The organism is Salinicoccus carnicancri Crm (genome assembly GCF_000330705.1).
In the GTDB taxonomy this organism is placed as follows: domain Bacteria; phylum Bacillota; class Bacilli; order Staphylococcales; family Salinicoccaceae; genus Salinicoccus; species Salinicoccus carnicancri.
Genome location: NZ_ANAM01000008.1, coordinates 66,317 through 90,777 on the forward strand (window position 1 = coordinate 66,317; position 24,461 = coordinate 90,777).

General features: G+C 48.3%; 23 protein-coding genes, 1 other RNA gene and 1 pseudogene. 23 read left to right on the forward strand and 2 right to left on the reverse strand.

The window, feature by feature from the left end:
* Window positions 1-19 precede the first annotated feature (19 nt).
* The 11 genes from C792_RS14405 to C792_RS0108050 all read left to right on the forward strand — a co-directional run bounded on the left by C792_RS14405 (window position 20) and on the right by C792_RS0108050 (window position 10,900).
* On the forward strand, window positions 20-511 hold the full coding sequence (locus tag C792_RS14405) for an NUDIX hydrolase (RefSeq protein WP_017548949.1): 492 nt from the start codon (window positions 20-22) through the stop codon (window positions 509-511).
* Window positions 512-604: 93 nt separating this feature from the next.
* A complete protein-coding gene (mgsA, locus tag C792_RS0108005) occupies window positions 605-982 on the forward strand; it encodes a methylglyoxal synthase (protein WP_026090288.1) in 378 nt (125 codons plus the stop codon).
* A 4-nt stretch (window positions 983-986) separates the two neighbouring features.
* Complete coding sequence (gene bshA / locus C792_RS0108010) at window positions 987-2,132, forward strand: N-acetyl-alpha-D-glucosaminyl L-malate synthase BshA (RefSeq protein ID WP_017548951.1); 1,146 nt, start codon at window positions 987-989, stop codon at window positions 2,130-2,132.
* The gene (locus C792_RS0108015; protein ID WP_017548952.1) at window positions 2,125-3,333 is read left to right on the forward strand and encodes a CCA tRNA nucleotidyltransferase; all 1,209 of its coding nucleotides are present in this window, start codon (window positions 2,125-2,127) and stop codon (window positions 3,331-3,333) included. The genes bshA and C792_RS0108015 overlap by 8 nt, the downstream gene beginning before the upstream one ends.
* Entirely contained in the window at window positions 3,320-4,258 is a 939-nt protein-coding gene (locus C792_RS0108020) for a biotin--[acetyl-CoA-carboxylase] ligase (protein WP_245537530.1), read from the forward strand. Before C792_RS0108015 ends, C792_RS0108020 begins: the two co-directional genes overlap by 14 nt.
* A gap of 17 nt (window positions 4,259-4,275) precedes the next feature.
* Window positions 4,276-6,792: a helicase C-terminal domain-containing protein gene (locus tag C792_RS0108025; RefSeq protein WP_017548954.1), complete on the forward strand. Its 2,517-nt coding sequence runs from the start codon at window positions 4,276-4,278 to the stop codon at window positions 6,790-6,792.
* A 30-nt stretch (window positions 6,793-6,822) separates the two neighbouring features.
* Window positions 6,823-8,010 carry a pyridoxal phosphate-dependent aminotransferase gene (locus tag C792_RS0108030; RefSeq protein WP_017548955.1) on the forward strand — a complete coding sequence of 396 codons (1,188 nt, stop codon included), beginning with the start codon at window positions 6,823-6,825 and terminating at the stop codon, window positions 8,008-8,010.
* An 8-nt stretch (window positions 8,011-8,018) separates the two neighbouring features.
* The gene (asnS, locus tag C792_RS0108035) at window positions 8,019-9,308 is read left to right on the forward strand and encodes an asparagine--tRNA ligase (protein WP_017548956.1); all 1,290 of its coding nucleotides are present in this window, start codon (window positions 8,019-8,021) and stop codon (window positions 9,306-9,308) included.
* A gap of 47 nt (window positions 9,309-9,355) precedes the next feature.
* Window positions 9,356-9,979, forward strand: coding sequence for a DnaD domain protein (locus tag C792_RS0108040; protein WP_017548957.1), 624 nt, complete (start codon window positions 9,356-9,358; stop codon window positions 9,977-9,979).
* Window positions 9,972-10,628: an endonuclease III gene (nth, locus tag C792_RS0108045; RefSeq protein ID WP_017548958.1), complete on the forward strand. Its 657-nt coding sequence runs from the start codon at window positions 9,972-9,974 to the stop codon at window positions 10,626-10,628. The genes C792_RS0108040 and nth overlap by 8 nt, the downstream gene beginning before the upstream one ends.
* Complete coding sequence (locus tag C792_RS0108050; protein WP_017548959.1) at window positions 10,625-10,900, forward strand: YpoC family protein; 276 nt, start codon at window positions 10,625-10,627, stop codon at window positions 10,898-10,900. The genes nth and C792_RS0108050 overlap by 4 nt, the downstream gene beginning before the upstream one ends.
* A gap of 41 nt (window positions 10,901-10,941) precedes the next feature.
* Here C792_RS0108050 and C792_RS0108055 read toward each other — a convergent pair whose 3' ends face one another.
* Both C792_RS0108055 and recU read right to left on the reverse strand, forming a co-directional pair.
* Window positions 10,942-13,383, reverse strand: coding sequence for a transglycosylase domain-containing protein (locus C792_RS0108055; RefSeq protein WP_040608781.1), 2,442 nt, complete (start codon window positions 13,381-13,383; stop codon window positions 10,942-10,944).
* A gap of 3 nt (window positions 13,384-13,386) precedes the next feature.
* Window positions 13,387-14,004 (reverse strand): Holliday junction resolvase RecU, encoded by a 618-nt coding sequence (recU, locus tag C792_RS0108060; protein WP_026090290.1) that lies wholly within the window; start codon window positions 14,002-14,004, stop codon window positions 13,387-13,389.
* Window positions 14,005-14,086: 82 nt separating this feature from the next.
* Between recU and C792_RS0108065 the strand changes: the two genes are divergently transcribed.
* The 12 genes and pseudogenes from C792_RS0108065 (at window position 14,087) to C792_RS0108115 (ending at window position 24,245) form a co-directional block, all read left to right on the forward strand.
* Complete coding sequence (locus C792_RS0108065) at window positions 14,087-14,425, forward strand: hypothetical protein (protein WP_425413716.1); 339 nt, start codon at window positions 14,087-14,089, stop codon at window positions 14,423-14,425.
* A complete protein-coding gene (locus tag C792_RS0108070) occupies window positions 14,422-14,961 on the forward strand; it encodes an SLOG family protein (protein ID WP_017548962.1) in 540 nt (179 codons plus the stop codon). The genes C792_RS0108065 and C792_RS0108070 overlap by 4 nt, the downstream gene beginning before the upstream one ends.
* An 11-nt stretch (window positions 14,962-14,972) precedes the next feature.
* A complete protein-coding gene (gpsB, locus tag C792_RS0108075; RefSeq protein WP_017548963.1) occupies window positions 14,973-15,299 on the forward strand; it encodes a cell division regulator GpsB in 327 nt (108 codons plus the stop codon).
* A 32-nt stretch (window positions 15,300-15,331) separates the two neighbouring features.
* Window positions 15,332-15,727: RNase P RNA component class B (gene rnpB, locus C792_RS14765), an RNA gene on the forward strand.
* Between the two features lie 91 nt (window positions 15,728-15,818).
* Window positions 15,819-16,949: a THUMP domain-containing class I SAM-dependent RNA methyltransferase gene (locus C792_RS0108080; RefSeq protein ID WP_017548964.1), complete on the forward strand. Its 1,131-nt coding sequence runs from the start codon at window positions 15,819-15,821 to the stop codon at window positions 16,947-16,949.
* Window positions 16,950-20,327 (forward strand): dynamin family protein, encoded by a 3,378-nt coding sequence (locus C792_RS0108085; RefSeq protein WP_017548965.1) that lies wholly within the window; start codon window positions 16,950-16,952, stop codon window positions 20,325-20,327.
* Window positions 20,324-21,178, forward strand: coding sequence for a sulfurtransferase (locus C792_RS0108090; RefSeq protein WP_017548966.1), 855 nt, complete (start codon window positions 20,324-20,326; stop codon window positions 21,176-21,178). The genes C792_RS0108085 and C792_RS0108090 overlap by 4 nt, the downstream gene beginning before the upstream one ends.
* The gene (locus C792_RS0108095; RefSeq protein ID WP_040608833.1) at window positions 21,171-22,046 is read left to right on the forward strand and encodes a 5'-3' exonuclease; all 876 of its coding nucleotides are present in this window, start codon (window positions 21,171-21,173) and stop codon (window positions 22,044-22,046) included. The genes C792_RS0108090 and C792_RS0108095 overlap by 8 nt, the downstream gene beginning before the upstream one ends.
* A 2-nt stretch (window positions 22,047-22,048) precedes the next feature.
* Entirely contained in the window at window positions 22,049-22,438 is a 390-nt protein-coding gene (locus C792_RS0108100; protein WP_245537531.1) for a ribonuclease HI family protein, read from the forward strand.
* Between the two features lie 63 nt (window positions 22,439-22,501).
* The gene (locus C792_RS14770; protein ID WP_017548969.1) at window positions 22,502-22,675 is read left to right on the forward strand and encodes a zinc-finger domain-containing protein; all 174 of its coding nucleotides are present in this window, start codon (window positions 22,502-22,504) and stop codon (window positions 22,673-22,675) included.
* A gap of 10 nt (window positions 22,676-22,685) precedes the next feature.
* Window positions 22,686-23,802, forward strand: a pseudogene (locus C792_RS14410) (conserved virulence factor C family protein).
* A gap of 5 nt (window positions 23,803-23,807) precedes the next feature.
* A complete protein-coding gene (locus C792_RS0108115) occupies window positions 23,808-24,245 on the forward strand; it encodes a BrxA/BrxB family bacilliredoxin (RefSeq protein WP_026090292.1) in 438 nt (145 codons plus the stop codon).
* The last annotated feature ends 216 nt before the right edge of the window (window positions 24,246-24,461 follow it).

A 24,461-nucleotide genomic window follows, 5' to 3' on the forward strand; every position in this document is an offset into this window, starting at 1 on the left:
ATTCAAGGAGATGATTAATATGGACTGCGGCTTCAAATCAGGAAAAAACGTATTCAGATACCGTGTGGCGGGTATCATACTGGATGATGGAAAAGCACTTCTTGCCACCAACACGATGACGGGCTACTTCTATATCCTCTCGGGGGCGGTTAACCTGGGGGAAGCAAGCGAGGAGGCGGCAGTGCGCGTCATGAATGAAAAGACCGGCGGAGATTACAATGTAAGCCGGCTGCTGACTATTGTGGAGACTTTTTTTGATTATGAATTCAATGATACGAAATATGATTTCCAGGAAGTCACATTCTATTATTTAATGGAACCCGGAGATATAAAGTATCCGGAGCAAAAGAACAGGCTGGGAGGGGGGAGGACGGAGACCCTTCACTGGATTCCACTTTCCGAAACTGCCGGAAAAGATATCAGGCCAAAAGCCGGAAAAGAGATGATGCTCGATCTGCCTCTTCAGGTGGAAACCATCATCAGTGACGAAAGAAGTGACCATTCTAGCTGAAAACTGCAGCATAGGCAGTTCACTTAACAACCAAAATTCTCTATAATTAGGAACATGATCAATTATGATACTTCACAGGAATGGATGATGAATATGAAAATTGCACTGATTGCCCATGATAAAAAGAAAGACGATATTCTGAAATTCATCAGACAGCATCTGGGATTCTTCAAAGACCATGAACTGTTTGCGACAGGCACAACAGGGACCAGAATCATGGAACATACAGGTCTTGAAGTGAACAGGTGCAAGTCGGGACCACTCGGCGGAGACCAGGAGATAGGTGCAATGGTCGCCAACGGTGCCATAGATGCCATTATATTCTTCAGGGACCCTTTGACCGCCCAGCCGCATGAGCCGGACGTCTCTGCGCTACTGAGGCTCTCCGACGTCTATGATGTCCCACTGGCGACAAATGAAGGGACCGCAAGCGCAGTGCTTCATTATCTTAACTACAAAGATAGAGCGTGATTGTATGAAAATAGGAATAACATGCTATCCAAGCGTAGGCGGCAGCGGGATCATTGCAACGGAACTCGGCATCAAACTGGCGGAAAAAGGTCACGAGGTGCATTTCATCACATCAAACATTCCGTTCAGGCTGAACACCAGCCATCCCAATATCCATATCCATCAGACCGATATCACTGATTACAGTGTGTTCAAATACCCGCCGTATGATATCACCCTGGCGAGTAAGATTTCCGAAGTCATCACCCAATACGGGCTGGATCTGATCCATATGCATTATGCCGTCCCCCATGCGGTCTGCGGAATTCTTGCCCGGCAGATGTCGGGGCGTGATGTGCGCATCGTGACAACGCTGCACGGAACGGATATTACCGTGCTCGGCCACGATATGTCCCTTGTCAATGCCATTCGTTTCGGAATAGAAGGCTCTGATGCGGTCACCGCCGTTTCCGACAGCCTGACACAGGAGACCCATGAACTGATCGGCCCTGACAAGTCCATAGAGACCATTTATAATTTTGTGGATGAAACTTATTTCAACACTGCTGACAGAGAAGAGACTGCCGCAAGGATGAAAAAGAGATACGGCATAGCTGAACATACCAAAGTACTCATGCATACTTCAAATTTCCGGAAAATCAAGCGTATCGATGATATTGTACGGACATTCAGCATAGTGCAGGAACAGATGGATGCTGTGCTGGTCCTGATCGGTGACGGACCTGAAACAAACAGCATCCGGCACCTCATTAAAGCACTCGATATCGAAAATTCAGTGATTTTGGCGGGACAGCAGACTGATGTAAGATCATTCTATATGATGAGCGATATCTTCCTGCTTCTCAGTCAGAAGGAAAGCTTTGGACTGGCACTGCTTGAAGCGATGCACTGCGGCTCCGTTCCCGTCGGCTCGACGGCCGGCGGCATTTCCGAAGTCATCAGGGATGAGGCGACCGGTCTCATTGTCGAAGTGGGTGATTACAATGCTGCTGCAGAGAAAATCACCGGCCTGCTTGAGGATCCAAAAAGATATGAGTCAATGCAGCAACTAATGATTGAGGATATCAGTATCAGGTTCCGGACTGATGTAATAATCGAAGAATATGAAGCTCTGTACAAGAGGCTGACGGGAGACATGGAACATGGATGATCTGTTCATTACTGGAAAAAAGATACTGGAACGTCTGCAGGGAGCTGGCTTCGAGGCGTATTTCGTAGGCGGGTGTGTGAGGGATCATAAGATGGGCCGTGAAATCAATGATGTCGACATTACGACTGATGCCCTGCCCGAAGAGGTGGAATCATTGTTTGAAAACACAGTTGATGTGGGCATAGAACATGGAACTGTGATTGTGGTCCTATCCGGCAGACCGTTTGAAGTTACCACCTTCCGGGTCGAGTCGGAATATACAGATCATAGACGCCCGGACTCGGTCGCTTTTACAAAAGAACTGGCCGGGGATCTTGAGCGCCGCGATTTCACCATGAATGCAATGGCCATGGACAGCGAATTCAATGTGATAGATCCTTATGCAGGCCTTGAAGCGATTAAAAGCAGGTCTATCACTACAGTCGGCCCGCCGGATGAACGCTTTGACGAGGACGCCCTCAGAATTCTGAGGGCAGTCCGTTTCAAAGCACAGCTCGGCTTCACAATTGACCACGAAACCGTGCAGGCAATGGAACGCCATGCCGGTCACCTTCGACATGTCGCCGTGGAACGTTCACTGGTGGAACTGAAGAAGACATTTTCCGGCGGACACATGGATGGCGTCAAATCACTGATGGTCCGAACCGGTATAAAAAGGAACCTTCCGTTCATCAGAGAAGTTGACGATAACACTTTTATGTCAACTAACACTTTTTCTTTCATCACCGGCATGGGCCTTCAGATCTATTTGAACGAATCTCTGATGGAGTATGCTCCCGACCTGAAGCTTTCCAACGCCGAGAAAAATGAGGTGAAGGAAATCGTCTCCGTCTTCAGGGATCTTGAATATGACAGACAGGTTAAAACCATCTCCTACAATTACAATTATGATACACTTGAAAATGTCAGGAAACTGGTGGACACCAACCGATTTTCCAGAAAGCTGGAATGGAGCAACATTCTCGGCGAAGCACTGGAAATGAAGCCATCACTTCCCATACAGCACATATCGGATATTGATATAGACGGCAGAGAATTGATGCGCTATTTTGAAGCGCGCGGAGGCCGATGGATCAGGGAAGTTCTTGCGGCTTTGGAACATGAGATCCTTTTCAATCTGCTTCCCAATGAAAAAACAAAAATACTTGAATGGATGGACATGCATGTCAAATTTAAAGAAGGAAATATTGAGTTTACTTGACCGGGAGCGATTCATATCGGGTCAGAATATCGCAGATATGCTCGGCGTATCCCGGACCTCAGTCTGGAAGAGTATAAAAGTCCTGAAAGAGGAGGGCTATTCTATAGAATCGGTCACAAACAAAGGCTATCATCTCAAAAATTCACCGACATATGTAAACCCAACCGCACTTTCAATGCTCATCAGCCAGTCCTCCCTTTTCGACCGTGTGGAATATTTCAAAACAACTCCTTCCACACAGAAGGAAGCCTTCAGTATGCTGCCTGAATCGAACGATACTTTCGTCGTGGTTGCTGAAGAACAGACAGAGGGACGGGGACGCTTTGACAGACGTTGGGATTCTCCGGGCAGGACGGGTGTATACATATCTCTTGTGCTCCGGCCGGATATACCGATTTCTGATATCATCCGTTTCAATCTTTTCATCTCACTGGCAATTGCGGAATCCATCGATGAAGCTTTCGGTGTTGAAACAGGCATAAAGTGGCCGAATGATATTTACATTCACGGGAAAAAAGTCTGCGGGTTCCTTACCGAAGTAGTCAGCGAATCCGGAATCATCAATGCAATCGTATGCGGCATCGGCATCAATATCTTCAAGGACGAAACTGTCGGGAAGATTCCGACCGCCATCTCGGTTGAGGAGGCTGCCGGAACTCATGTACACATGGACCTGGATTTATTCATGAAAACATTCATGGGCAACATTGAAATGTACTATAATAGATTTTTAAGCGAACCATTTTCCCGCATCCGGGAGACCTGGATAGAGAAATCGGTCATCTTCGGCCGGCAGCTGCGTATTACTGAATCCGGCGGGACCTTCCATGGCCGTGCACTCGGCATAACTGAGGCCGGCTTTCTTGAAGTTCTGGACGACGACGGTAATATAAGAAAAGTAATCAGTGCAGATGTTGAACTATAGTAGAAATTGGTGATTGTATGTTTACAGAGAGATTTGCTGTCATAGACTTGGAAACAACCGGAAATAATAAGAATAGGGACAATATCATACAACTGAGTATCGTCTTTGTTGAAAATTTTAAAATTACTGACCAGTACACCACTTTTCTCTCTGATGATACTGAAATCAGTCCTTTCATAAGGGAGCTTACCAATATAGAACCCCACATGCTCAAAGGTGCGCCCAAATTCCGTGATGTTGCAGATGAGGTTGTCTCCCTCCTTGACGGATGCGTCTTTACTGCACATAATGTCGAATTCGACTACGGTTTTCTGAAAAGTGCACTGGAACAAAGGGGCATAAGATATGAACCCCGCTATAAGATCGATACCGTTGAACTTTCTAAAATATTCATGCCGACCCTTGAAAAGTTCCAGCTGAATGAAATTGCCCAGTCCATCGGCATAACACTTTCAAACGCCCACCGGGCAGATGAGGATGCACGGGCGACTGCAGAACTTCTCATCAGATTGCAGGAAATCATCACATCGATGAACACTGAAACACTGAAGCAGTTGTACCATCTCTCAAAGCCACTGAAGCATAATCTGTCGGATATTCTTTTTCTGACCCTGGCAGAATCGGATGACAACCTCTCCGGGGATCTTGAAAAACGGGGATCCGTCCATATGAGAAAACAGCAAGATGTACAAGAGGCTCTCCCCCCGGTGGAAGTAGGGGAACTGTACAGCAGGTATATAGATCATACCGGAAATGATTACCGGGAAGACCAGCTGATGCTCGCAAACAGGATATTCGGGGCGTTTGAAACAAAGAACCACCTTGCTCTGGAAGCCTATACAGGGCTCGGTAAGACTGTCGCTTTCCTCCTTGCAGGCATAAGCTATTATTCCATGTACGGCACAAAGACACTGATTTCAACCAGCAGAAAAATACTCCAGAAACAGATCATCACCGAGGACCTTGCCACTCTCAAAGAGGCATGCGGATTGGATATTTCTGCTGCAGACCTCAAGGGCAGGGATAATTATCTCAACCTGGAAGCATTTGAACTCCTGCTTTCACTTGAAGACGAGAACACAGAAATCATCTACCTCAAGATGAAATTGCTGGTGTGGCTCCTCGACACCGAAACCGGGGATTTGTCTGAAATCCATCTCAAAGGGCCCGAGAGGGCGTATTACAGGACGATGGCCATCCAGGCGGGAGAAGGGGGGGCACACCCTTATTTTGAGCGTGCGCTTGATAAAGCCCGGAATTCGTCAATAATCATCACAAACCATCATTTCCTCCCCGATTGCCTTGACTATGTCATCGGTATAGATTCAGTGCTGGTCGATGAAGCGCACCAGCTTAAAAATGTGCTTGATGACAGAATGAAATCTGTCTATAGTTACCAGGGTATGAAATTTTTCATCGGACAGATCGGTATGGCCTCCCAGGAGCGTCTGCTGCATACCTATATGGCCGACAACAACGAAACCGCAGTATATCTGCTGGAAGATATACTGAAGCATCTCAATCAGAATATCGACCGGCTGTTCGGTTCGTTTACCGCAGGGAATATGGAGGAGGCACTTCTCCACATCAAAGGCGGGCTGAAATATACAGAAACATTTCTCGGTGCGATCCGCGGCACCAACAACTATCAGATACTCTACAATCATATGCACCACTACCAGGGGATGCTTTCACTTTTGAAAACCGGGCTGGAGAAGGGCCGTTATACCATCGGCAGGGATGACAATTTCCAGAAAACCAAAATATTCATCAGGGACGACAGACAAACAGTCCTTGAGAGCCGGGTGAAAGATCTGTCCTCGACAGTACTTCTGTCCGGGACACTCGAAGTAAACGGCGGCTTCGGACATCTCACCTACTGGTTCGGTGATCTGCCGTACGGGTCGCAGATCATCAGCAATCCGGCACTTTTTGAAAATACCAAGCTTTTCATCCCTGAAGACATACCTGATTATGATGTGGACGATGACCGGTTCATATTGGCACTTGTCGATTATATTTCAGTCTATCTGAGCGAGACGGACAGCAAACTCATGGTGCTTTTTTCAAACTATGAACTGCTCGACAAGGTGGCCGAATACACCGAGGATGTCCAGCTGTTCGAGGATTACCCTGTATTGAGGCAATCCCGTACAAGCACTCCCGAAAAACTTCTTGCACAGTTCAACCAGCTTGATAAATGTCTGCTCCTCGGAACATCAAGCTTCAATGAAGGGATAAACATGGAAAGTGCCGGCACCAAATGTCTGATGCTGACCAAACTGCCTTTTCCTGTCCCGACGGACAAAGGATTTAAAAACTTCTATAAGACTGACCTGCCAGAGGCTGTTTTCTCATTCCGCCAGATTGCGGGGAGGGTACACAGGCAGCCATCCGACAAAGGTCTGGTGCTGTTATTTGACAGGCGGATCCTGACCAGGAACTATAAAAATGCATTTCTTAAGTATTTTCCCGAGGAAAATATCATCCACGGCCCACAGGAGACTTTCAAAGGGCTTCTGCGTGATTTATAATGACCATATCAACATAAAAGGAGAAGGAACATGCAAATCTCAGATCGTATTAAAAATGTAACCCCGAGTCAGACGCTCGCGATCACTGCCAAGTCCAGGGATCTCAAAGCACAGGGTGTAGATGTCATCGGTCTTGGGGCAGGAGAGCCTGACTTCAACACTCCGGATGAAATCATCGACAAGGCGTATGAATCACTGAAAGCGGGCAAGACCAAATATACTGCAGCAGCAGGGATACCCGAGCTTAAAAGTGCAATCATCAATAAGATGGAGAAGGATCACGGACTTGTATATGAACCTTCCGAAGTATTCGTCGGCAATGGTGCAAAACATGTACTCTACAACCTGTTCCAGGCCACTTTGAACCCGGGTGATGAAGTGATCATACCGGTACCTTACTGGGTAAGCTACACAGAGCAGGTGAAACTGGCCGGAGGCAATCCTGTCATCATGCCGACAGACGAATCCACCTCCTTCAAGGTGACACCCGAAATCATCGACGGGTTCCTCACCGATAAGACCCGCATGCTGCTGCTCAACTCGCCAAGCAATCCGAGCGGTATGGTCTATACCCGTGAAGAGCTTGAGGCACTGGCAGCATATATCGAAGAGAAGGATCTCATCGTGGTGGCGGATGAAATATATGAAACGCTCGTCTATGACAGCGAACATATTTCCATTGCTTCATTGAGCAACAGGATGAAGGAGAATACTTTCGTCATCAACGGTGTAAGTAAATCCCATGCAATGACAGGGTGGAGAATCGGATACTGCTGCGGCAACAGTGGAGTCGTCAAAGCAATGACCGACCTGACCAGCCATTCCACATCAAATCCGGTGACGCCGTCACAGTGGGCAGCGATAGCCGCATATGAAATGGATGATTCATTCACACGTGAATATAACCGCACCTTCCATGAACGACGGGATGCAGCCTATGAGAAACTGATGGAAATCCCTTACATTACGTGTATAAAACCGCAGGGCGCATTCTATCTGTTCCCGAATTTCAGTGAATGTGCGGAACGCTGTGGATTCGATTCAGTGGATGCATTTGTGAATGCAGTCCTGGAAGAGGTTTACGTGGCTGTCGTTCCAGGCTCCGGATTCGGATCTCCGGATAATATCAGGCTCAGCTACTCTTTGAGCATCGAAGATATGAATGAAGCGCTTGAACGCATCAGAAAATTTGTATTACAGAGAACAGAAGGAGCTTAAAAACAGATATGAAGATTTCAATAAACCAGGTACCCCAATATGAAGGCACGGAGGTTACAATCGGATGCTGGCTGCTTCAAAAGCGCGGAAGCGGGAAAATACAATTTCTCCAGTTGAGGGATGGTACCGGCTTCATGCAGGCTGTTGTAGTCAAAGCCTCAGATGAAGAACTCTTCGCTGCAGCGAAGGGGCTGAACCAGGAAACATCCATGTATGTAACAGGCACGATCAAATCCGATGAGCGCTCTTCCTTTGGATACGAAATGGAAGTCTCCGGCATCGAGATCATCCATGAAGCGGAAGGCTACCCGATCACTCCCAAGAATCACGGACCTGAATTCCTCATGGACAACCGCCATCTGTGGCTGAGATCCCGCAAACAGCATGCGGTGATGAATGTCAGGAACCAGATCATCAGAAGCACTTACAACTTCTTCTTTGAAAACGGCTATAAGAAAATCGACCCGCCTATTCTGACCAGCAGTTCACCGGAAGGCACAACCGAACTGTTCCACACAAAATACTTCGAAGAGGATGCTTTCCTGTCACAGAGCGGCCAGCTCTATGCTGAAGCGGCAGCTATGGCCCATGGCAAAGTCTTTTCATTCGGCCCGACATTCCGTGCGGAAAAATCGAAGACGCGAAGACATCTGATCGAATTCTGGATGATTGAACCTGAAATGGCGTTCTACAACCACGAAGACAGTCTCAAAGTACAGGAGGAGTATGTGGAATATCTTGTTACGGATGTACTTGAACACTGCATGCTCGACCTTGAGGCACTCGGCCGTGATACCTCCGTCCTCGAAAAGATAAAGGCGCCGTTCCCGCGCATCACATATACGGATGCGATTGAACTGCTCAAGGAAAAGGGCTTTGATGATATCGAGTGGGGTGAGGACTTCGGCGCGCCGCATGAAACGGAAATCGCAAATCATTTCGATCTTCCCGTATTCATCGTGAACTATCCGAAAGAGATAAAGTCCTTCTACATGGAAGAGAATCCGGAGGACCCACGGACAGTGCTGTGCGCAGATCTGATTGCTCCTGAAGGCTACGGAGAAGTAATCGGCGGCAGCCAGAGGATACATGATTATGACACACTCAAACAGAAGATTGTAGACAATGGTCTGGACCTTGCCGCATATGAATGGTACCTGGACCTCCGCAAATACGGAAGCGTACCGCACTCCGGTTTCGGACTGGGCCTTGAGAGAACCGTTGCGTGGCTGAGCGGTGTTCAGCATGTCAGGGAAACAGCACCATTCCCGCGTCTGTTGAACCGTCTTTATCCATAATTTAAAATATCGCCTCCGGGCGATATTTTTCATAAGGAGATACAAATATGCTTGAAAGATATATGCATTATATCAATGTACCTGTAAATAAAATCCTGATAGACAAATACGGCACCCTGGGAGTGGATGAACGCACACTCGTCGTCCTTATACGCCTGATGGACATTCATGATACCTCTGATCAGCTGCCGGATTTCAAGACACTTTCTGCCCACACAACGATGTCGGAAAATGATATTTCGAAGATCATGGAAAACCTTATACAAAAAGGCCTGATTGAAGTGGAGACTGTAAAGGACCAGGGCAAGTTCATCGAACGTTTCAATCTGGACCCCCTGTTCAATAAGCTTATCAAGGCTCTGGATACCGGTATTGAAGATAAAAAGAAGGACCAGTCGGAGATCAGGGAACTGTTCGAGTATGTGGAACGGCTTTACGGCAGGGTAATCAGTCCGAATGAATTTCAGCGTATGAACAGCTGGCTGGATGATTCAGGTCACACTCCTGAAAAAATCAAGGAAGCAATAGATATTGCCTATCAGAACCAGGTAACGTCGCTCCAATATGTTGAACGCATATTGAACAGTACCGACAACAGAAAAGAAGAGCAGGGCGCCCATAAGAGAATGCCGGTCCGTTCCTGGCTGGAAGGAGAAGATGTATTTGATTAGTGCCAAAAAAACGATGGAAATGATTGATAAGATCGACATGATGTTCCCGGACGCGGAATGTGAACTCATCCACAAAAACTCTTTCGAGCTGACCATTGCAGTGCTGCTCTCGGCCCAATGCACCGACAATCTTGTCAACAGAGTGACACGGGAGCTGTTCAAAAAGTATAAGACACCTGAAGACTTTCTGATGGTGGAGCTCGCAGAACTTGAAAATGACATCAGGTCCATAGGTCTGTTCCGCAACAAAGCAAAAAACATCCAGAAACTGTGCCGTGATCTCATCAACCGCTATGACGGCGAAATACCGGGCAATTATGATGATCTGGTGAGCCTCGCCGGAGTAGGGCGGAAAACTGCCAACGTCGTACTGTCAGTAGCATTTGATGCACCGAGGATTGCAGTGGACACACATGTTGAACGGGTGACAAAACGCCTTGGTGTCGCCCGCTACAAAGATTCCGTGCTCGAAGTCGAACGGACATTGATGAAAAAGATCCCCTCTGAAAGATGGAGCAAAACCCATCATCAGCTCATCTTCTTCGGACGCTACCACTGTCTGTCAAGGTCGCCCAAATGTGATATCTGCCCGCTGCTGGAAGACTGCCGGGAAGGGCAGAAGCGCATGAAAGCGAAAGCCAGCCAATGACTATAGAAGAAATGTATGAATGCCTGATTGAAAACGCCAAAACTCCCGACCGTACAATATACAACCAGTTCAGGAATGAAATCGTGGAACATATCAAACGGACAATCATTTCAGATGCACCGCAAGATTCGGGGACAATTCTCCCGCTCAACTACAGGGAACGGATGGACTACATCGATGCAAGACCCTGCCGGTACCACAGCATCATCCAGCTGAAAAACATTTATGATGAATTCAATAAACGCAGCGCTTCATACCATGCCAGAAGATAGAACAGCGCCCCGGGTCAAATTGACCCGGGGCGCTGTTTTGTCTATGCGGCGCTGTCGCCTGATTCTTCAGTTGGTTCTTCCTGTGGTTCCGACTCTTCTGTAGCTTCTTCCTGTGTCGGCTCCTCGGTGGTTTCCTCTTCGGTGGTTTCTTCTTCTGTCGGTTCCTCCGTAGTCTCCTCTTCGGTCTCTTCCTCAGTCGGCTCCTCGGTAGTTTCCTCTTCGGCAGTCTCTTCTTCTGTCGGTTCCTCCGTGGTCTCCTCTTCAGTCTCTTCCTCTTCACGCTGCTGTTCCGCTTCTCTTCGTGCGCGTTCTTCAGCCTGTTGCTGCTGGCGCTCTCTGCGCTCCTCTTCTGCACGCTGCTCTTCCTGTCTGTCCTGATAGCTTTGGAGTTCTTCACTGCCACGGACCGCCAGCTCTCCGCCGGAGATGTCGACTACGCTGTCCGGCCGCTTGAAATCCTGGCCGTTATACGTCGAAATCGACTGCATGATATCCCGGAAGAACCATTGCGGCGTGATCTGCTCATCCTGCCCGACAAATGATGTGTCTCCATTTTCTTCCGTGGCGGTGAAACCGGTCCAGACACTCATAGTATACTCAGGAGTATATCCGACCATCCATGCATCTTTGGCTGCATTATCCGGCAGATTGTGCTCTTCCCTGACAGACCTGGAGTAGGAGGTCGTCCCCGTCTTTCCGGCAATATTCAGCCCGTCCATCTGGATATAATCGGCACTTCCGTATGACTCAAATGTCCCTTTGAGCATGTCGGTGAGCATATATGCCGTGTAGTCCTCCATCGCCTGCCGCGACTCGCTTTCAAATTCGATTGTTTCTCCTTCATCGGTCTCTACATAGCGGATGGACTGTGCCTCATTATAGGTGCCGCCGTTGCCGAGAGTGGAGTAGGCCTCCGCCATCTGCATCGGGCTGAATGTCGATTGGCTTCCGCCAAGGACATCATTGAACGATAGTGAGTAGTTGCCATCCTCTTTCTCACTGTAATCAAGGCCCGTCTTCCCGGCGAATTCCTCGGACGCATTGTCACCGGCTTCGTCCCTGACTGTTTCGAATGTCTTGACCGCTGGAATATTGAAACTCTGCCTTAATGCATCACGCATGGTCACTTCACCGTGGTCCTGCATGTCATAGTTGTAGATCGTGTTGTCATGTCCTTTGGGGCTGTATTCATACTCATCTTCAATCTTATGATCCGTCCGCCATTCCATGTTTTCAATCGCGGGTCCGTATGAAAGGAAAGGCTTCATGGTGGAACCGGCGTTCTTCGGTGTCAGGGCCTGGTTATGGTTGACAACTTCCCTGTAATCCCGCCCGCCTGTGACTGCGACGAGGTTTCCTGTCTCTGTATCCAGGATGCTGGAGGCAAGATTGAAATGCTCGCTCTGGAATTTAGGGTTGTAATAGTAATCCTCGTTGTCCGCCATACCCTGCAGCTGCCTCTGGATGTCCGCATCCATATTTGTATAGATATCGAGTCCACTTGCAAGCGCCTCGGACAGTTCCATACCTTCGAATTTTTCATTCCTCTGCAGTTCCTGCTTGATCACATTGATATAGGAGGCATATTCCGGATCCTCCGGCTCAATATCCGCACGTTCTTCCTCGGTGCGCGCAACAAGATTTGCAGTAATATCTGTGTTGATTGCTTCATCGTACTGCTCCTGTGTAATCCTTTCATGATTCAACATCTGATAGAGTACTGTATGTGCCCGTTTCGTCCCCTGTTCCGGATCTATATAGAGATTATACCGGTTAGGGAGCTGCGGCAGACCGGCCAGATATGCTGATTCGGCCAGATTGAGCTCTTCCAGCTCCTTGTCGAAATAGTAATTGCTGGCAGTCCTTATACCGTATATCCCGTCGGAATAATAGATTTTGTTCAAATACATTTCGAGTATTTCATCTTTGGAATATTCCTGCTCCAGACGATAGGCAAGATAGGCCTCCTGGGCCTTCCTTTCGATTGTCTTATCCGCTGTCAGGAATGCCCTTTTGACAACCTGCTGTGTAACCGTACTCGCTCCCTCGCTGCCGAAGCCGTTCGAAAGGTTGCTGAGCACCGCACCGCCAAGCCGGAAGAAATCTATCGCCCCGTGCTCGTAGAATCTGTCGTCCTCGATGGCAAGTACGGCATCCGTCATCTGTCCGGGTACATTATCTATCTCAACGAGTTCTCTTTTCTGACCCTGGTACAGTGTGGTGACGAGATTGTCATCCTTATCATATACGCGCGCAGGTATCGGATCTTTCAGCTTCTCTTCACTGAATGCCGGGGCATTGGATGCATAATAGGCAAAGAGGAATGAACCCAGCACCAGCATCACAAGTCCAATCAGAACCGCCCAAAGCAGTATCCGTTTGATGAGGGACGACCGGGACATCTTCCCTTTATCCTTTTTCCGGCCTGCTGCCGTTTTTTTCCGGCCCGGCCTGCCTGTCCTTTTATAGTTATTCTGATCCATTATCTAATCTCCATTCTCAAAATAAAATTCATCAACGGCTGCAAGATAGTCGATTCTCGGATTGATGCCTGTGCTCAGAGAAAGGCTGTCTTCTTTGATATCAGTATAGCGTATGGACTTCCTTCCATCATCCAAAAACCTTTCCCAGTAGGGAAGGAACTTTTCAAAAGGCATCATGTAGGTTTCATCATAGAGTGTGAATTTGATTATGATGAAAACTATGCCCCCGTGCAGATGGCACTGGTGCATATGGCGCACCTGATGCTCATGGATGTTGATGAACGGGAAACGTGTTTCATTTCTCGTTTCCTTTGCTTCAAAATCGATATATTTCCCTTTGTAGAGACCATTGTAGTCACTCGTCGACGGTACTTTGAAATAGGCTTCATTTATTTTGGCTTTGTTTCTGGAAGGATAATCAACGTTTACGACCTGGACGGGTGTCGGCTTCTTATGGATCACCGCGCGGCCGTGCTCCAGATAGTAGCTGTTTGCAAAGTCCAGATCCTTCTCAAGCGTCATGCCCCTTGAGCCGTAGCGCACTTCACCGCCTTTACTGCGGCCGGCACCGGGTTTTTTCTGCCTCCCGGGCCTCGTACCTTTAGGATACTTCATTAACATCGCCTTCCATATTTCTGTATGATGATATTATAATATTATACAATAAAATAAGTGAAATAAACCAATCATAATTATAGGGAGTGTGGCATTTTTGTCAAGAATTGAAGCTTACAATGCACTCACATCACTGCTTGATGAAGTGGATGCACGGTACCGGAAGGCAAAGGACGGGTACGAATTCGACTTCGAAACGGAAATCGCACCGTTTCTTGAGACGAACAAGACCCTCGTATATAACATGGAGGAAATAGAAACCGATGGGCGGTTCGACCCGGTGACAAGGCAGAAGGTGGTCGAAGAGTTCCTGGAACTTCTGATGGCCTGCCATGCCGGGCGGTTCAGCAGAAAGCTCTACAAAGAAAAGACCAAGTTCATAAATATGTGGGTGCAGCATGCCAAAAGGGAAGGTCTCATTTCATGAAGACACTGATAGCGGGATACCGCCCGTACGAGCTCGGCATATTCAAGGATAACGATGCCAAAAAAGAAGTCCTCACGGATTTTTTGAGGCATAAGATCCGCGAATATCTGGAGTCCGGAACGGAATGGTTCATCATACAGGGGTACACCGGCATAGAGCTCTATGCTGCAAAATGCATTCTTGACCTCAAGGAGGATTATGGTGTCGGGCTGGCAGTGCTGAAACCATTCCATGACTTTGATGAAAGGTATAAGGATGAAGAAAAGATTGCTCTCAAGGAAATACTGGCCGCATGCGATTTCCACAGATTCATTTTCGAAAAACCCTATGAAAATCCGGGAATGTTCAGGCAGATCAACCGGTTCCTTATAGAGAATACGGATCAGGCCATGATCGTGTATGATGAAGAGACGCCGTCCAAAACACGATTCTTATACAACGAAATACTTGAATTCGAGGCGGATAATACGTATAATATTGAAAGAATACAATTTGATGAAATCAATACTTTCATAGATTCCAGATATGACAGTTGAGAGGTGAGACGATGAGTGAACAGACGCTGAAATTGTCAGCAAAGGATATTTTTGAGAAGGAATTCGAAAAGTCCGTCCGGGGGTTCAAACCCCTCGAAGTGGATAGTTTCCTCGATGATGTGATCAGTGACTATCAGAAGATGGCTGATATGAACAGCAATCTCAAGCGCCTGGAGGAAGAGAATGCCCGGCTGAAAAAAGAAGTCGAGGACCTAAGAATCCGTGTTGCAACGAAATCAAGATCAGCTGACAACCAGACCCAGAATCATCAGATAGACATCCTCAAGAGATTGAGCAGTCTGGAGAAGAAAGTGTTTGGCCAATCAAAAGTGAACTGATCTTCCGAAGATCATTCATGAAACCAGCACGGTGTTTCTGATAATCGCTATGCATTCCTAAGATGCATAGAGGAAAGTCCATGCTCACACGATCCTGAGATGGTCGTAGTGTTCGTGCCTGACGAAACAATAAGTCAGGGCAGCCCGTCTAAGACGGCTGACGGCTGTGAACCGGCCTAAGTGTGAATTCATATGGCCCTAGTAACTGTAAAAGTGCCACAGTGACGGAGCTTCAGCAGAAATGCATGAAGGTGGAACGCGGTAAACCCCTCGAGTGAGCAATCCAAATTAGGTAGGAGCACTTTCCAACGGGAATTCAACCCGAGGAAAGATATTACGATAGTAGTATAGACAGATGATTATCACCAATGTGCGAGTGTAGCTAGTGCACGCCCGCAGCACAGCGGTACAGAACATGGCTTATAGAGACACCGGACTAGAGACGCTCTCCATCACGTATGGAGAGCTTTTATTTTACAAATTTTGATATTACATAAACCACACAGGGAGGGTAATTTAATGACTTTTAAATTACTGGCAAACACACCGATGGGACTCGAACGGGTAGTCGCGGATGAAATTGAATCGCTCGGATACGAGACCACACTCGAAAACGGCAGAGTCTTCTTTGAAGGGGGAGCAGAAGCGATCATCAGGACCAACTTGATGATGCGCACCGCCGACAGGATCCGTATCATCATCGGAGACTTTGAAGCGAAAACTTTCGATGAACTGTTCGAGCAGACCAAGGCCCTGCCCTGGTCGGATATTCTCGGCCCCGGGGCAGAATTCCCAGTGACCGGCCGGTCCCACAAATCGACACTCTACAGTGTGCCGGATGTGCAGCGTATTGTAAAAAAGGCAGTGGTCGAGCATCTCAGAGATGATTTCAGCATCAAAGGCAAGCTCCCCGAGAGCGGCCCACGCTACAAAATTGATGTCTCCATCCATAAGGACCGCGCTCTCCTCACCATCGACACCAGTGGGCCCGCCCTTCACCGCCGTGGCTACCGCACCGGCCAGGGGGAAGCACCGATCAAGGAGACCCTCGCAGCTTCCATGCTGAAACTTGCAAACTATGACGGCACCAAGCCGCTCATCGACCCCTTTGCGGGCTCGGGTACGATTGTGATAGAGGCGGCAATGATCGCGCTCAATATTGCGCCCGGTTCTAACAGGACATTCGACTCGGAAAAATGGGATATAGTTCCGCTGGAAGAATGGCGCAGAATACGCACGGAACTCGAGGAGGCTGCCCTCTATGACAGGGAAACCGAAATATATGCCTCGGACATAGATGAACACATGATCCAGATTGCACGGGACAATGCGATGGAGGTTGGCCTGGATGACAACATCCGTTTTGAGGTGAAGGATATCCATCACCTCAAAGCCAGGGAGGGAGCAGTACAGATGGTGACCAACCCGCCTTACGGTGAGCGCATCGGGGAGGCAAAAGCTGTCGAGGACATGTACAGTCGGGTCGGAGAACTGATGAAATCGAATCCTGCCCTGAGCGTCTACCTGATGACATCCAACAAAGAATTCGAGCATATTGTAGGCAAAAAGGCGACAAAACGCAGAAAGCTGTTCAACGGTTACATCGAAACGACATTCTTCCAATACTGGGGAAAGCGGGCTGAAGACTGAGTGAAGCATTCATCGACACTGGAGATATTATACAAACTGAAAAAAGAGATACTCAAATCTAACAATCATGTACTCGTTTCACAGATTGATCATGCAATCATGAAAACATACAAAGACCAGCTTGTGTTCTCATTCATCGGACATTACTCTGCAGGCAAGTCAAGCCTGATCAACCACCTGCTCGACCAGAAGATCCTGCCGTCGTCCCCTGTGCCGACGACAAGCAATACCGTCTCCGTCCAGGTCGGTGAATCCGAAGAGATGAAGGCCTTCATCGACCAGTATAAATATATACCGCTCGAAAACTACGCGGCGCTCCGGGATCTGAACACAAAAGATCTTGATATCACATCAATAGAAATGGATGTGAAACACCCTGTCTTCCAAGACCGCACGGTGTTCCAGGATACGCCCGGAGTGGATTCCAGTACACGGGGGCACGAGGAGAGTGCCAGCCGTTTCCTCCTGAACAGCGACTATATCTTCTTCACGGTGGAATACAACCATGTTGAGAGCGAACACAACCTGAAGCTCCTCAGAGACATCGCGGCCCTCGGCATTCCTTTTGCGCTTGTGATCAATCAGGTCGACAAGCATGACGACAGCGAACTGACCATGGATACCTTCCTCTCAAGGATCCAATCGACGCTCGGACAGTGGAGGATAGAACCTGAAGAAATATTCACGACAACCATCTATGACTCGCCCTACAATGAAATTACAGAACTGATCAACCTGATCACCGGCATCGAAGGAAAACATGAGGCATACAAGGCAGACTATCACGAACGCATCATTTCGAATATCGAGGACAGGCAGATGCAGTATATAGCCGGTGAACTCGGTGACATTTTCAAAAGACAGCCCGCAGCGGAGGGGAAGTCCGCCGAAGAGGTCAACAGTCATATAGCCTATCTCGAAAACGCAATTAAAAACGATGCGCTTGCCGGTCTTCACGAAGATCCCGACGCACTGACGGATTATGTCAGACAGCGCACGAAGGATATAGCGAAAAACAGCTACCTGTATCCGCACCCGGTGAAAAGCGCCATCACCGACTATCTCAAAGTGATATCCGGCGATATACGTGCCGGCGGTTTATTCGGCAGGAAGAAAAAGCAGGAGGCACTGTACAATGGAACCCTTCGTGACATAGAAGAAGCAATCACTCCCGTCATAGGTACAGAAATCGACGCACCCGTCAACGGACTCTTCGGGGAGCTGGGTCTGACCGGGGCGCCCTTCAGGTACAGATGGGGGAGCGGCCTCCTTCATGAGGAGGAAATCACTACATTGAGCAATGCCTATATACTCAATTATCTGGATAAGCTCAAACGCAGTGTGGAAAAGGATGTTTCACATCAGGCGGTGGACCATCTCGGCAGACTCGAGGCCGGCAATGTACAGGATATGCACGGAAGTGAGGAGCTCACCGGCGAACGCGCCGATTATGAGCAGATCAAAAGTCTTCTGAAACTGAAAGAATCACTGGAGACTGCCAACTACAGACATTTCTACATCCATATGGATGACGAGCTGGAAAAATTGAATCTGGCGGAACCCGTTGAACATGATTTCGAAAATGCCAGCGCCGGGGAATCCGAAAGCACCGGCAATTATCAGGTGGAAGAGGAGGCAGCAGTGGATATATCGATGTTCAGAAGGGTGCGCGCACTGCTCGAAGGACACCCGAGGCACGAGAGGTTCAGCCGTGTGTTCACAGACAAGCTCGCCCGGATTGACGGCGGCCTTGTGAATATCAGTATCTTCGGCGGTTTCAGTGCGGGCAAGACGACTTTCATCAATGCCCTGATGGGGGAGGCAAAACTAAGAACAAGTCCGAACCCGACCACTGCGGCAATCACGGAGATAAATGGCGGCAGTGAAAGTTATGCCGTCTACAAACGGGAAGAGGATCTCGCCGGCGCGCTGAAAGTGATTACAAATCAGGATGGCAGTTCCACAGCGGACTACATGGGCTGGCTGAAACGTTATCGCAACACAGTAGCAGAGGCACATGTGCCGTTCGTAAACGGTGTGTATCACAATTACGAATCCTATAAGCCATATCTCGGTCAGACATTGCCAATAACATCCGATGAACTCATTTACAAGATCGGTTCGGATCATGATGCGATATTCATCCATAAGGCACTGCTTTCGGTTCCCGGCGAATTGACTGAAAGGTTTAGCATCGTGGACTCCCCGGGGATAAACTCCATCAATCAGCGGCACACGAAGGAAACACACAATATCATTGCAGGCAGTGACCTGATCATATACGTGTCCTACTACAACCACGTGTTCAGCCGTTCGGATGAGAGCTTCCTCAAGTATATCCAGTCCATCAAAGGCGATGATTTCCCGGTCATATTCATCATCAATGCCGTAGATCTGATGAAATCCGAAGAAGATCTGGAAAAAGTGATCGACTATATGTCCGGCTCGCTCAGGCAGCTCGGGCTAAGAAACGTCATATTCCCTCTATCCAGCAAACGGGCGCTCGAGGGCGGTGACGAAGGGTTCAGCACGGCGAAGGCAGGCATCATGGAGTTGGCTGAAAAGAATGCCGCAAAAATCCAGACAGCTTCCCTCGAAGAGACAAAGGCACAGCTTGAAGCGGCGCTTGAGAGCAATATCAGGAGATATGCCAACCAGCAGGAAGAGATTGCAAAAATAGAACGCACACGGCGGATGCTCACAGAAGAGCTCAGAAACCATACAGCAATGGATATGGTACCTTTATTGGACCAGGAAGCAGATATCATACTGTCCCACATGGACAGGCAGCTTGAACTGAAACTCTATGATCACCTTAAAGGCCTCATCACGGTGCACGACATGTCGGACAGGAAGTTCATGGCCAAAAATGAAGCGATGCTCAAAAGAGAAATCAACCAGTTCCTGAGCATGGAAGCGGCGACTGCATTCAATGCCGTATACCGGAAAGCGGACGCAGAATACGAACAGTCTGTCCGGCAGCTCAACGAACGGCTCAAAGAAGCGAATACCGCCGAAACCCTTGCCAATCCCTCTGTGGAGGGGGAACAGCTTGAAACAGCAATAGATGCGGGCATCCTTGAATCCCACGGCAAATCGCTGAACCAGGCACGCAGTAGCACGAAAGCCTTCAGAGAAGAACTCCTGGAACTTTCAAGAGCTCTGATACAATCCATCGACCATGAATCGGTAAAATCTGATGTGGAAGGCATGTCCCGCCGCTACATGTCTCTTAAAGATGAGGTTTCCAAAGACAATAAGGCGGCTATACTCGCCTCACTCACAGAACCGCTTCCCGAAATAAGCAGGGAAGATCATGATGAGGACAAAATGCTGCTTGAAACAATCAGACAGACGACGGAGGTGGAAGCATTATGATTATTGATGCAAAAACATCAGGCAAACTGGGCAAACGCAAACTGACACTTGCCGACTGCAGGAACGTCATGGATAATCACAGCTCATCAGTGGAACGGATAGAGAAGTCACCGGTGGAAGGTTCCGTCCATATCAGCCAGGTTCCATGGATGTTCACCGAAGACGGTATGAACGGCGGGAGACATCCGATTCCAAATTCGGGGGTGATCGATACACTTTATGATGCCCTCGGAGGCGGCACTAACGATATCATTCTTTTCGCAGATGAAAACAGCTTTTTCCATACACGCCTGTACTACCTGTTCAGACTATACGGACACAACGTTTTCCTGTGGAATGATTCCGTGCAGGCGCTTGAGAGTCTGACAACAGACAGGGATGCTGCTGCAGTGCCACTTGAAGATGTAAGCATACAGGCGGGAAACCGGGAAGTGTCTGAAGACATATTCCGTTCAATGGAAGACGTACAGGCTAGAGCAGGCAGACCTCATGTACTGCTGATCGATGTCAGGTCACGGAACAGGTATCTCGGGCTCGAGGAGCCCATCGACAGCAGGAAGGGGCATATTCCTTCCGCAATCAACATACCCCTGCCTACAATCCATAAGGATGGTGTCATTGATTTCGGCGCCCTCCGATACATGAGGACAGAACTCGAAAAATACAGGGAAATCATCGTGTATTGCGGCTCCGGCATGAGTGCAACACCGATGTTCGTACTGCTGGATGAGATGCGTCTGCCGGTAAAACTGTATGGCGGGAGCTTTTCCGAATGGATTACAGACAGTGACAACGCGGTGGAAACGGGAGACACCCGGCTGAATGAAAGGATGGGCAGAATATATGGATAGTGATAAAACGCTGGTCATAGACGGAATGGCTCTTTTGTTCAGGCATTTCTTTGCAACCAGTTTCCGCAACCAGTTCATGATCAATGAAGCCGGAGTACCGACGAACGGCACCCAGGGCATGATCAGACATACTCTCAAGCTCCTGGAAATACTGAAGCCCTCAAGAATGATCATCACGTGGGATATGGGGTCTGAGACAATACGCAATGAATGGTTCAAAGATTATAAGAAGAACCGCACGGCACCGCCCGAGGAACTGATTCCCCAGTTTGACTATGTAAAAGAAGTCATTGATGACATCGGATTCTGCCAGACCGGAATCAGTGGGTATGAAGCAGACGATATCATCGGCACACTTTCAAAGAAATATGATGATCTCATCATCGTCAGCGGGGACCGTGACCTGCTGCAGCTTCTGGATGGTACAAATGACATCTGGCTGACGAAGAAAGGTTTTACAGAGTACAATATGTATACGAAGGACCTGTTCGAAGCACAGTACGGTATACACCCCGAACAGTTCATAGACGTGAAGGCGCTCATGGGCGATCCCGGGGACGGCTATTTCGGAGTCAAGGGCATCGGTGAGAAGACTGCACTCAAACTGATCAGGGAACATGGCAGCATAGAACAGCTGCTCCTGAACCTGGACAGTCTGACTCCTTCTGTCAAATCGAAGATCGAAGCGGACAGAGCGTCCCTCGATATGTCGCTCAGACTTGCAAGAATAATTACGGATGTCCCCGTTGATATAAACCTCGTTGAGACAAGATCACCGCTTTCTGTAAATCCCGGGCACATCAAATCCGTACTGGAGGGCCATAATCTGACCATCAGCAGCAGATATGTGGGCACACTGGATCTATGACGATGGTATATATTGATGCTGCTGCGTCACAAAACCCTAAAATGGCGGCGGGCGCAGTGGTATTCAAAGATGGTGGGGCCGCCCTGGAGTACACAGTCTTCCTTGGGGAAATGGATAACCATGAAGGGGAATGGGCCGTGCTCCTGTTTGCTGTCGAAAAGGCAGTGGAACACGGTTTCACCTCCCTCATCATACACACGGATTCCAAAGTGGTCTCCGACAGTTTTGACAGAGGCTTTGTCAAAAATCCTGTGTTCAGGGAATACTACAGGAGAATTGAAGCTGAACTTGACCAATTTGACCTGTTCCTGGTGAGTTGGAAACCGAGACGCGAAAACCGCCGTGCGGATGAACTCGCCAGGGATACCTTATACAGGCATAAAAAAGGGTGAGCAGGCTGGTCATCCTTTTTTTATGGGTGCCGATTATGTATAATTGGTTCAGGAGGTTGAAATGTGAATACCAAAGTTTTGGATAAGATCAACAATCTTGAAGAGAAATACTGTCGTGACTGTATCCTGAAGATGCTCAACAGGCAGCAGGGAAGTAAGACGACTGCACATAATTTCTGTATACATGAATGCTCCGTAGGCAAACAGATACGGGCACATGGCAACAATCTGCAATAGGAGGATCATAATGGAAATTGTAAGAATTGAACCGACACCAAGCCCCAACACTATGAAAATTACCGTTAGTGAAGAGAAGGCGGAAATGAAATCATCCACTTACAGGGAAGTTTCAGACGATGCACCGGATTTCATCAACCGCATCCTTGAACTTGATGATGTAAAAAGCGTATTTCACGCCCTCGATTTCATCTCGGTCGACAAATCTCCGAAAGTGGACTGGGAGACGCTCATTCCACAGATCGAAGAAACATTTGCCGGCGGATCGGAAGATGTAAAAAAAAACTTGAATTAGATACCAAATACGGAGAGGTCACCACCCAGGTGCTCACCTTCAAAAACATTCCATACCAGATCAAATTGAATGATGGCGAGGAACACCGAAGACAACTTCCGGAGCGTTTTACTGAAGCTGTGACTGAAGCGACGCTGCCGGAAGACAACATCATTCTTCTGCGCAAATGGAAAGATTTCGGTATCCGCTACGGTGGACCGGAAGAGATCTTTACCGAAGTCTCCGAAGAGATCGGGGCCCTCTATAATGAAGAGCAGCTCGAACGTCTGGTGGATGAGGCGAAAACCAAAAGAACACCGGAACCGAAGCGGTATTTCAAAGTCACTACAGAGGACTTCAGGTCCAAAGAGGACTGGAAAGAACGCCTGTGGCTCCTTGACCATATGGAAACACCGACAAAGGCAGACTACAAAGTCCTGGCACTCGCACTCGAAGACGAAAAGATGCAGGTGCGGAGGGAAGCCGTCAGTCTGCTTGCCATGATTGAAGAGAAAAGCACCCTGCCGTACCTGAAGGCCGGCCTGAACGACAAATCCGTGCCTGTCAGACGTACTGCCGGGGATGCATACAGCGATCTTGGATTTTCTGAGGGCCTGGATGACATGTATCAGGCACTCGGGGATAAAAGTCCGATTGTGCGCTTGTGCGCTGGCGCGCTGCAATGTTCATCTATGAACTGGGCACGGAAGAAAGCCTGCCCCATCTCAAGGCACACCAGGATGACAGCCAGTATGATGTAAGACTGCAGATTGAAATGGCGATCGCCAGGATAGAGCAGGGTGAAGAGGCGCTTGGAAGCGTCTGGAAACAAATTCAGGAAAGGGAGCGTTGACAGATATGAATCCTTATGAAGCATATATGAAAGAGATGGCCCAGCCGATGCGTGATGAACTGACAGACCAGGCATTTGAAGACTTGACGACCGGAGAGTCCGTAGACCAGTTCATGGAAGGCATCAGTGATGATGAAACTGCATTTGTCGTGGTAAACAGTGTATGCGGCTGTGCAGCAGGACTTGCCAGACCGGCTGCCGTCACAGTTGCCGACCAGAACCCGGTCAAACCGACCAAAAAAGCGACTGTTTTCGCCGGCCAGGACAAAGAAGCGACAGAAAAGATGCGTGAGTATATCGGTCAAGTGCCATCCAGCCCTTCCATGGCATTATTCAAAGGCAGGGACCTGGTACACTTCATTCCACGTGAGCATATCGAAGGCAGGGAAATCGAAGATATCATGATGGATATCAAAGAAAGCTTCGACCAGAACTGTTCATAAGTAAAAAAAACAGGAAAGGCTGAGCCTTTCCTGTTTTTTATCCGACGGATGGATTACTCGTATATGCACATAGAAACCATGTAAAATGATAACAGTATGAGGCCGATCGCCATGATAATTTCCATAAGCCCACTCTCCAGACAGTTATGATTATAATTTTCTATAAAGAATTCATATCAATTATATATAAAGAATCAGGAAAAAGAAAGAGGGGAT

Bases quoted from the DNA above. Each gene is read 5' to 3' on its own strand.
- C792_RS14405 (WP_017548949.1), top strand. From the start codon at position 20: ATGGACTGCGGCTTCAAATCAGGAAAAAACGTATTCAGATACCGTGTG.
- mgsA (WP_026090288.1), top strand. From the start codon at position 605: ATGAAAATTGCACTGATTGCCCATGATAAAAAGAAAGACGATATTCTG.
- bshA (WP_017548951.1), top strand. From the start codon at position 987: ATGAAAATAGGAATAACATGCTATCCAAGCGTAGGCGGCAGCGGGATC.
- C792_RS0108015 (WP_017548952.1), top strand. From the start codon at position 2,125: ATGGATGATCTGTTCATTACTGGAAAAAAGATACTGGAACGTCTGCAG.
- C792_RS0108025 (WP_017548954.1), top strand. From the start codon at position 4,276: ATGTTTACAGAGAGATTTGCTGTCATAGACTTGGAAACAACCGGAAAT.
- C792_RS0108030 (WP_017548955.1), top strand. From the start codon at position 6,823: ATGCAAATCTCAGATCGTATTAAAAATGTAACCCCGAGTCAGACGCTC.
- asnS (WP_017548956.1), top strand. From the start codon at position 8,019: ATGAAGATTTCAATAAACCAGGTACCCCAATATGAAGGCACGGAGGTT.
- C792_RS0108040 (WP_017548957.1), top strand. From the start codon at position 9,356: ATGCTTGAAAGATATATGCATTATATCAATGTACCTGTAAATAAAATC.
- C792_RS0108050 (WP_017548959.1), top strand. From the start codon at position 10,625: ATGACTATAGAAGAAATGTATGAATGCCTGATTGAAAACGCCAAAACT.
- C792_RS0108055 (WP_040608781.1), bottom strand. From the start codon at position 13,383: ATGGATCAGAATAACTATAAAAGGACAGGCAGGCCGGGCCGGAAAAAA.
- recU (WP_026090290.1), bottom strand. From the start codon at position 14,004: ATGTTAATGAAGTATCCTAAAGGTACGAGGCCCGGGAGGCAGAAAAAA.
- C792_RS0108070 (WP_017548962.1), top strand. From the start codon at position 14,422: ATGAAGACACTGATAGCGGGATACCGCCCGTACGAGCTCGGCATATTC.
- gpsB (WP_017548963.1), top strand. From the start codon at position 14,973: ATGAGTGAACAGACGCTGAAATTGTCAGCAAAGGATATTTTTGAGAAG.
- C792_RS0108080 (WP_017548964.1), top strand. From the start codon at position 15,819: ATGACTTTTAAATTACTGGCAAACACACCGATGGGACTCGAACGGGTA.
- C792_RS0108090 (WP_017548966.1), top strand. From the start codon at position 20,324: ATGATTATTGATGCAAAAACATCAGGCAAACTGGGCAAACGCAAACTG.
- C792_RS0108095 (WP_040608833.1), top strand. From the start codon at position 21,171: ATGGATAGTGATAAAACGCTGGTCATAGACGGAATGGCTCTTTTGTTC.
- C792_RS0108100 (WP_245537531.1), top strand. From the start codon at position 22,049: ATGGTATATATTGATGCTGCTGCGTCACAAAACCCTAAAATGGCGGCG.
- C792_RS0108115 (WP_026090292.1), top strand. From the start codon at position 23,808: ATGAATCCTTATGAAGCATATATGAAAGAGATGGCCCAGCCGATGCGT.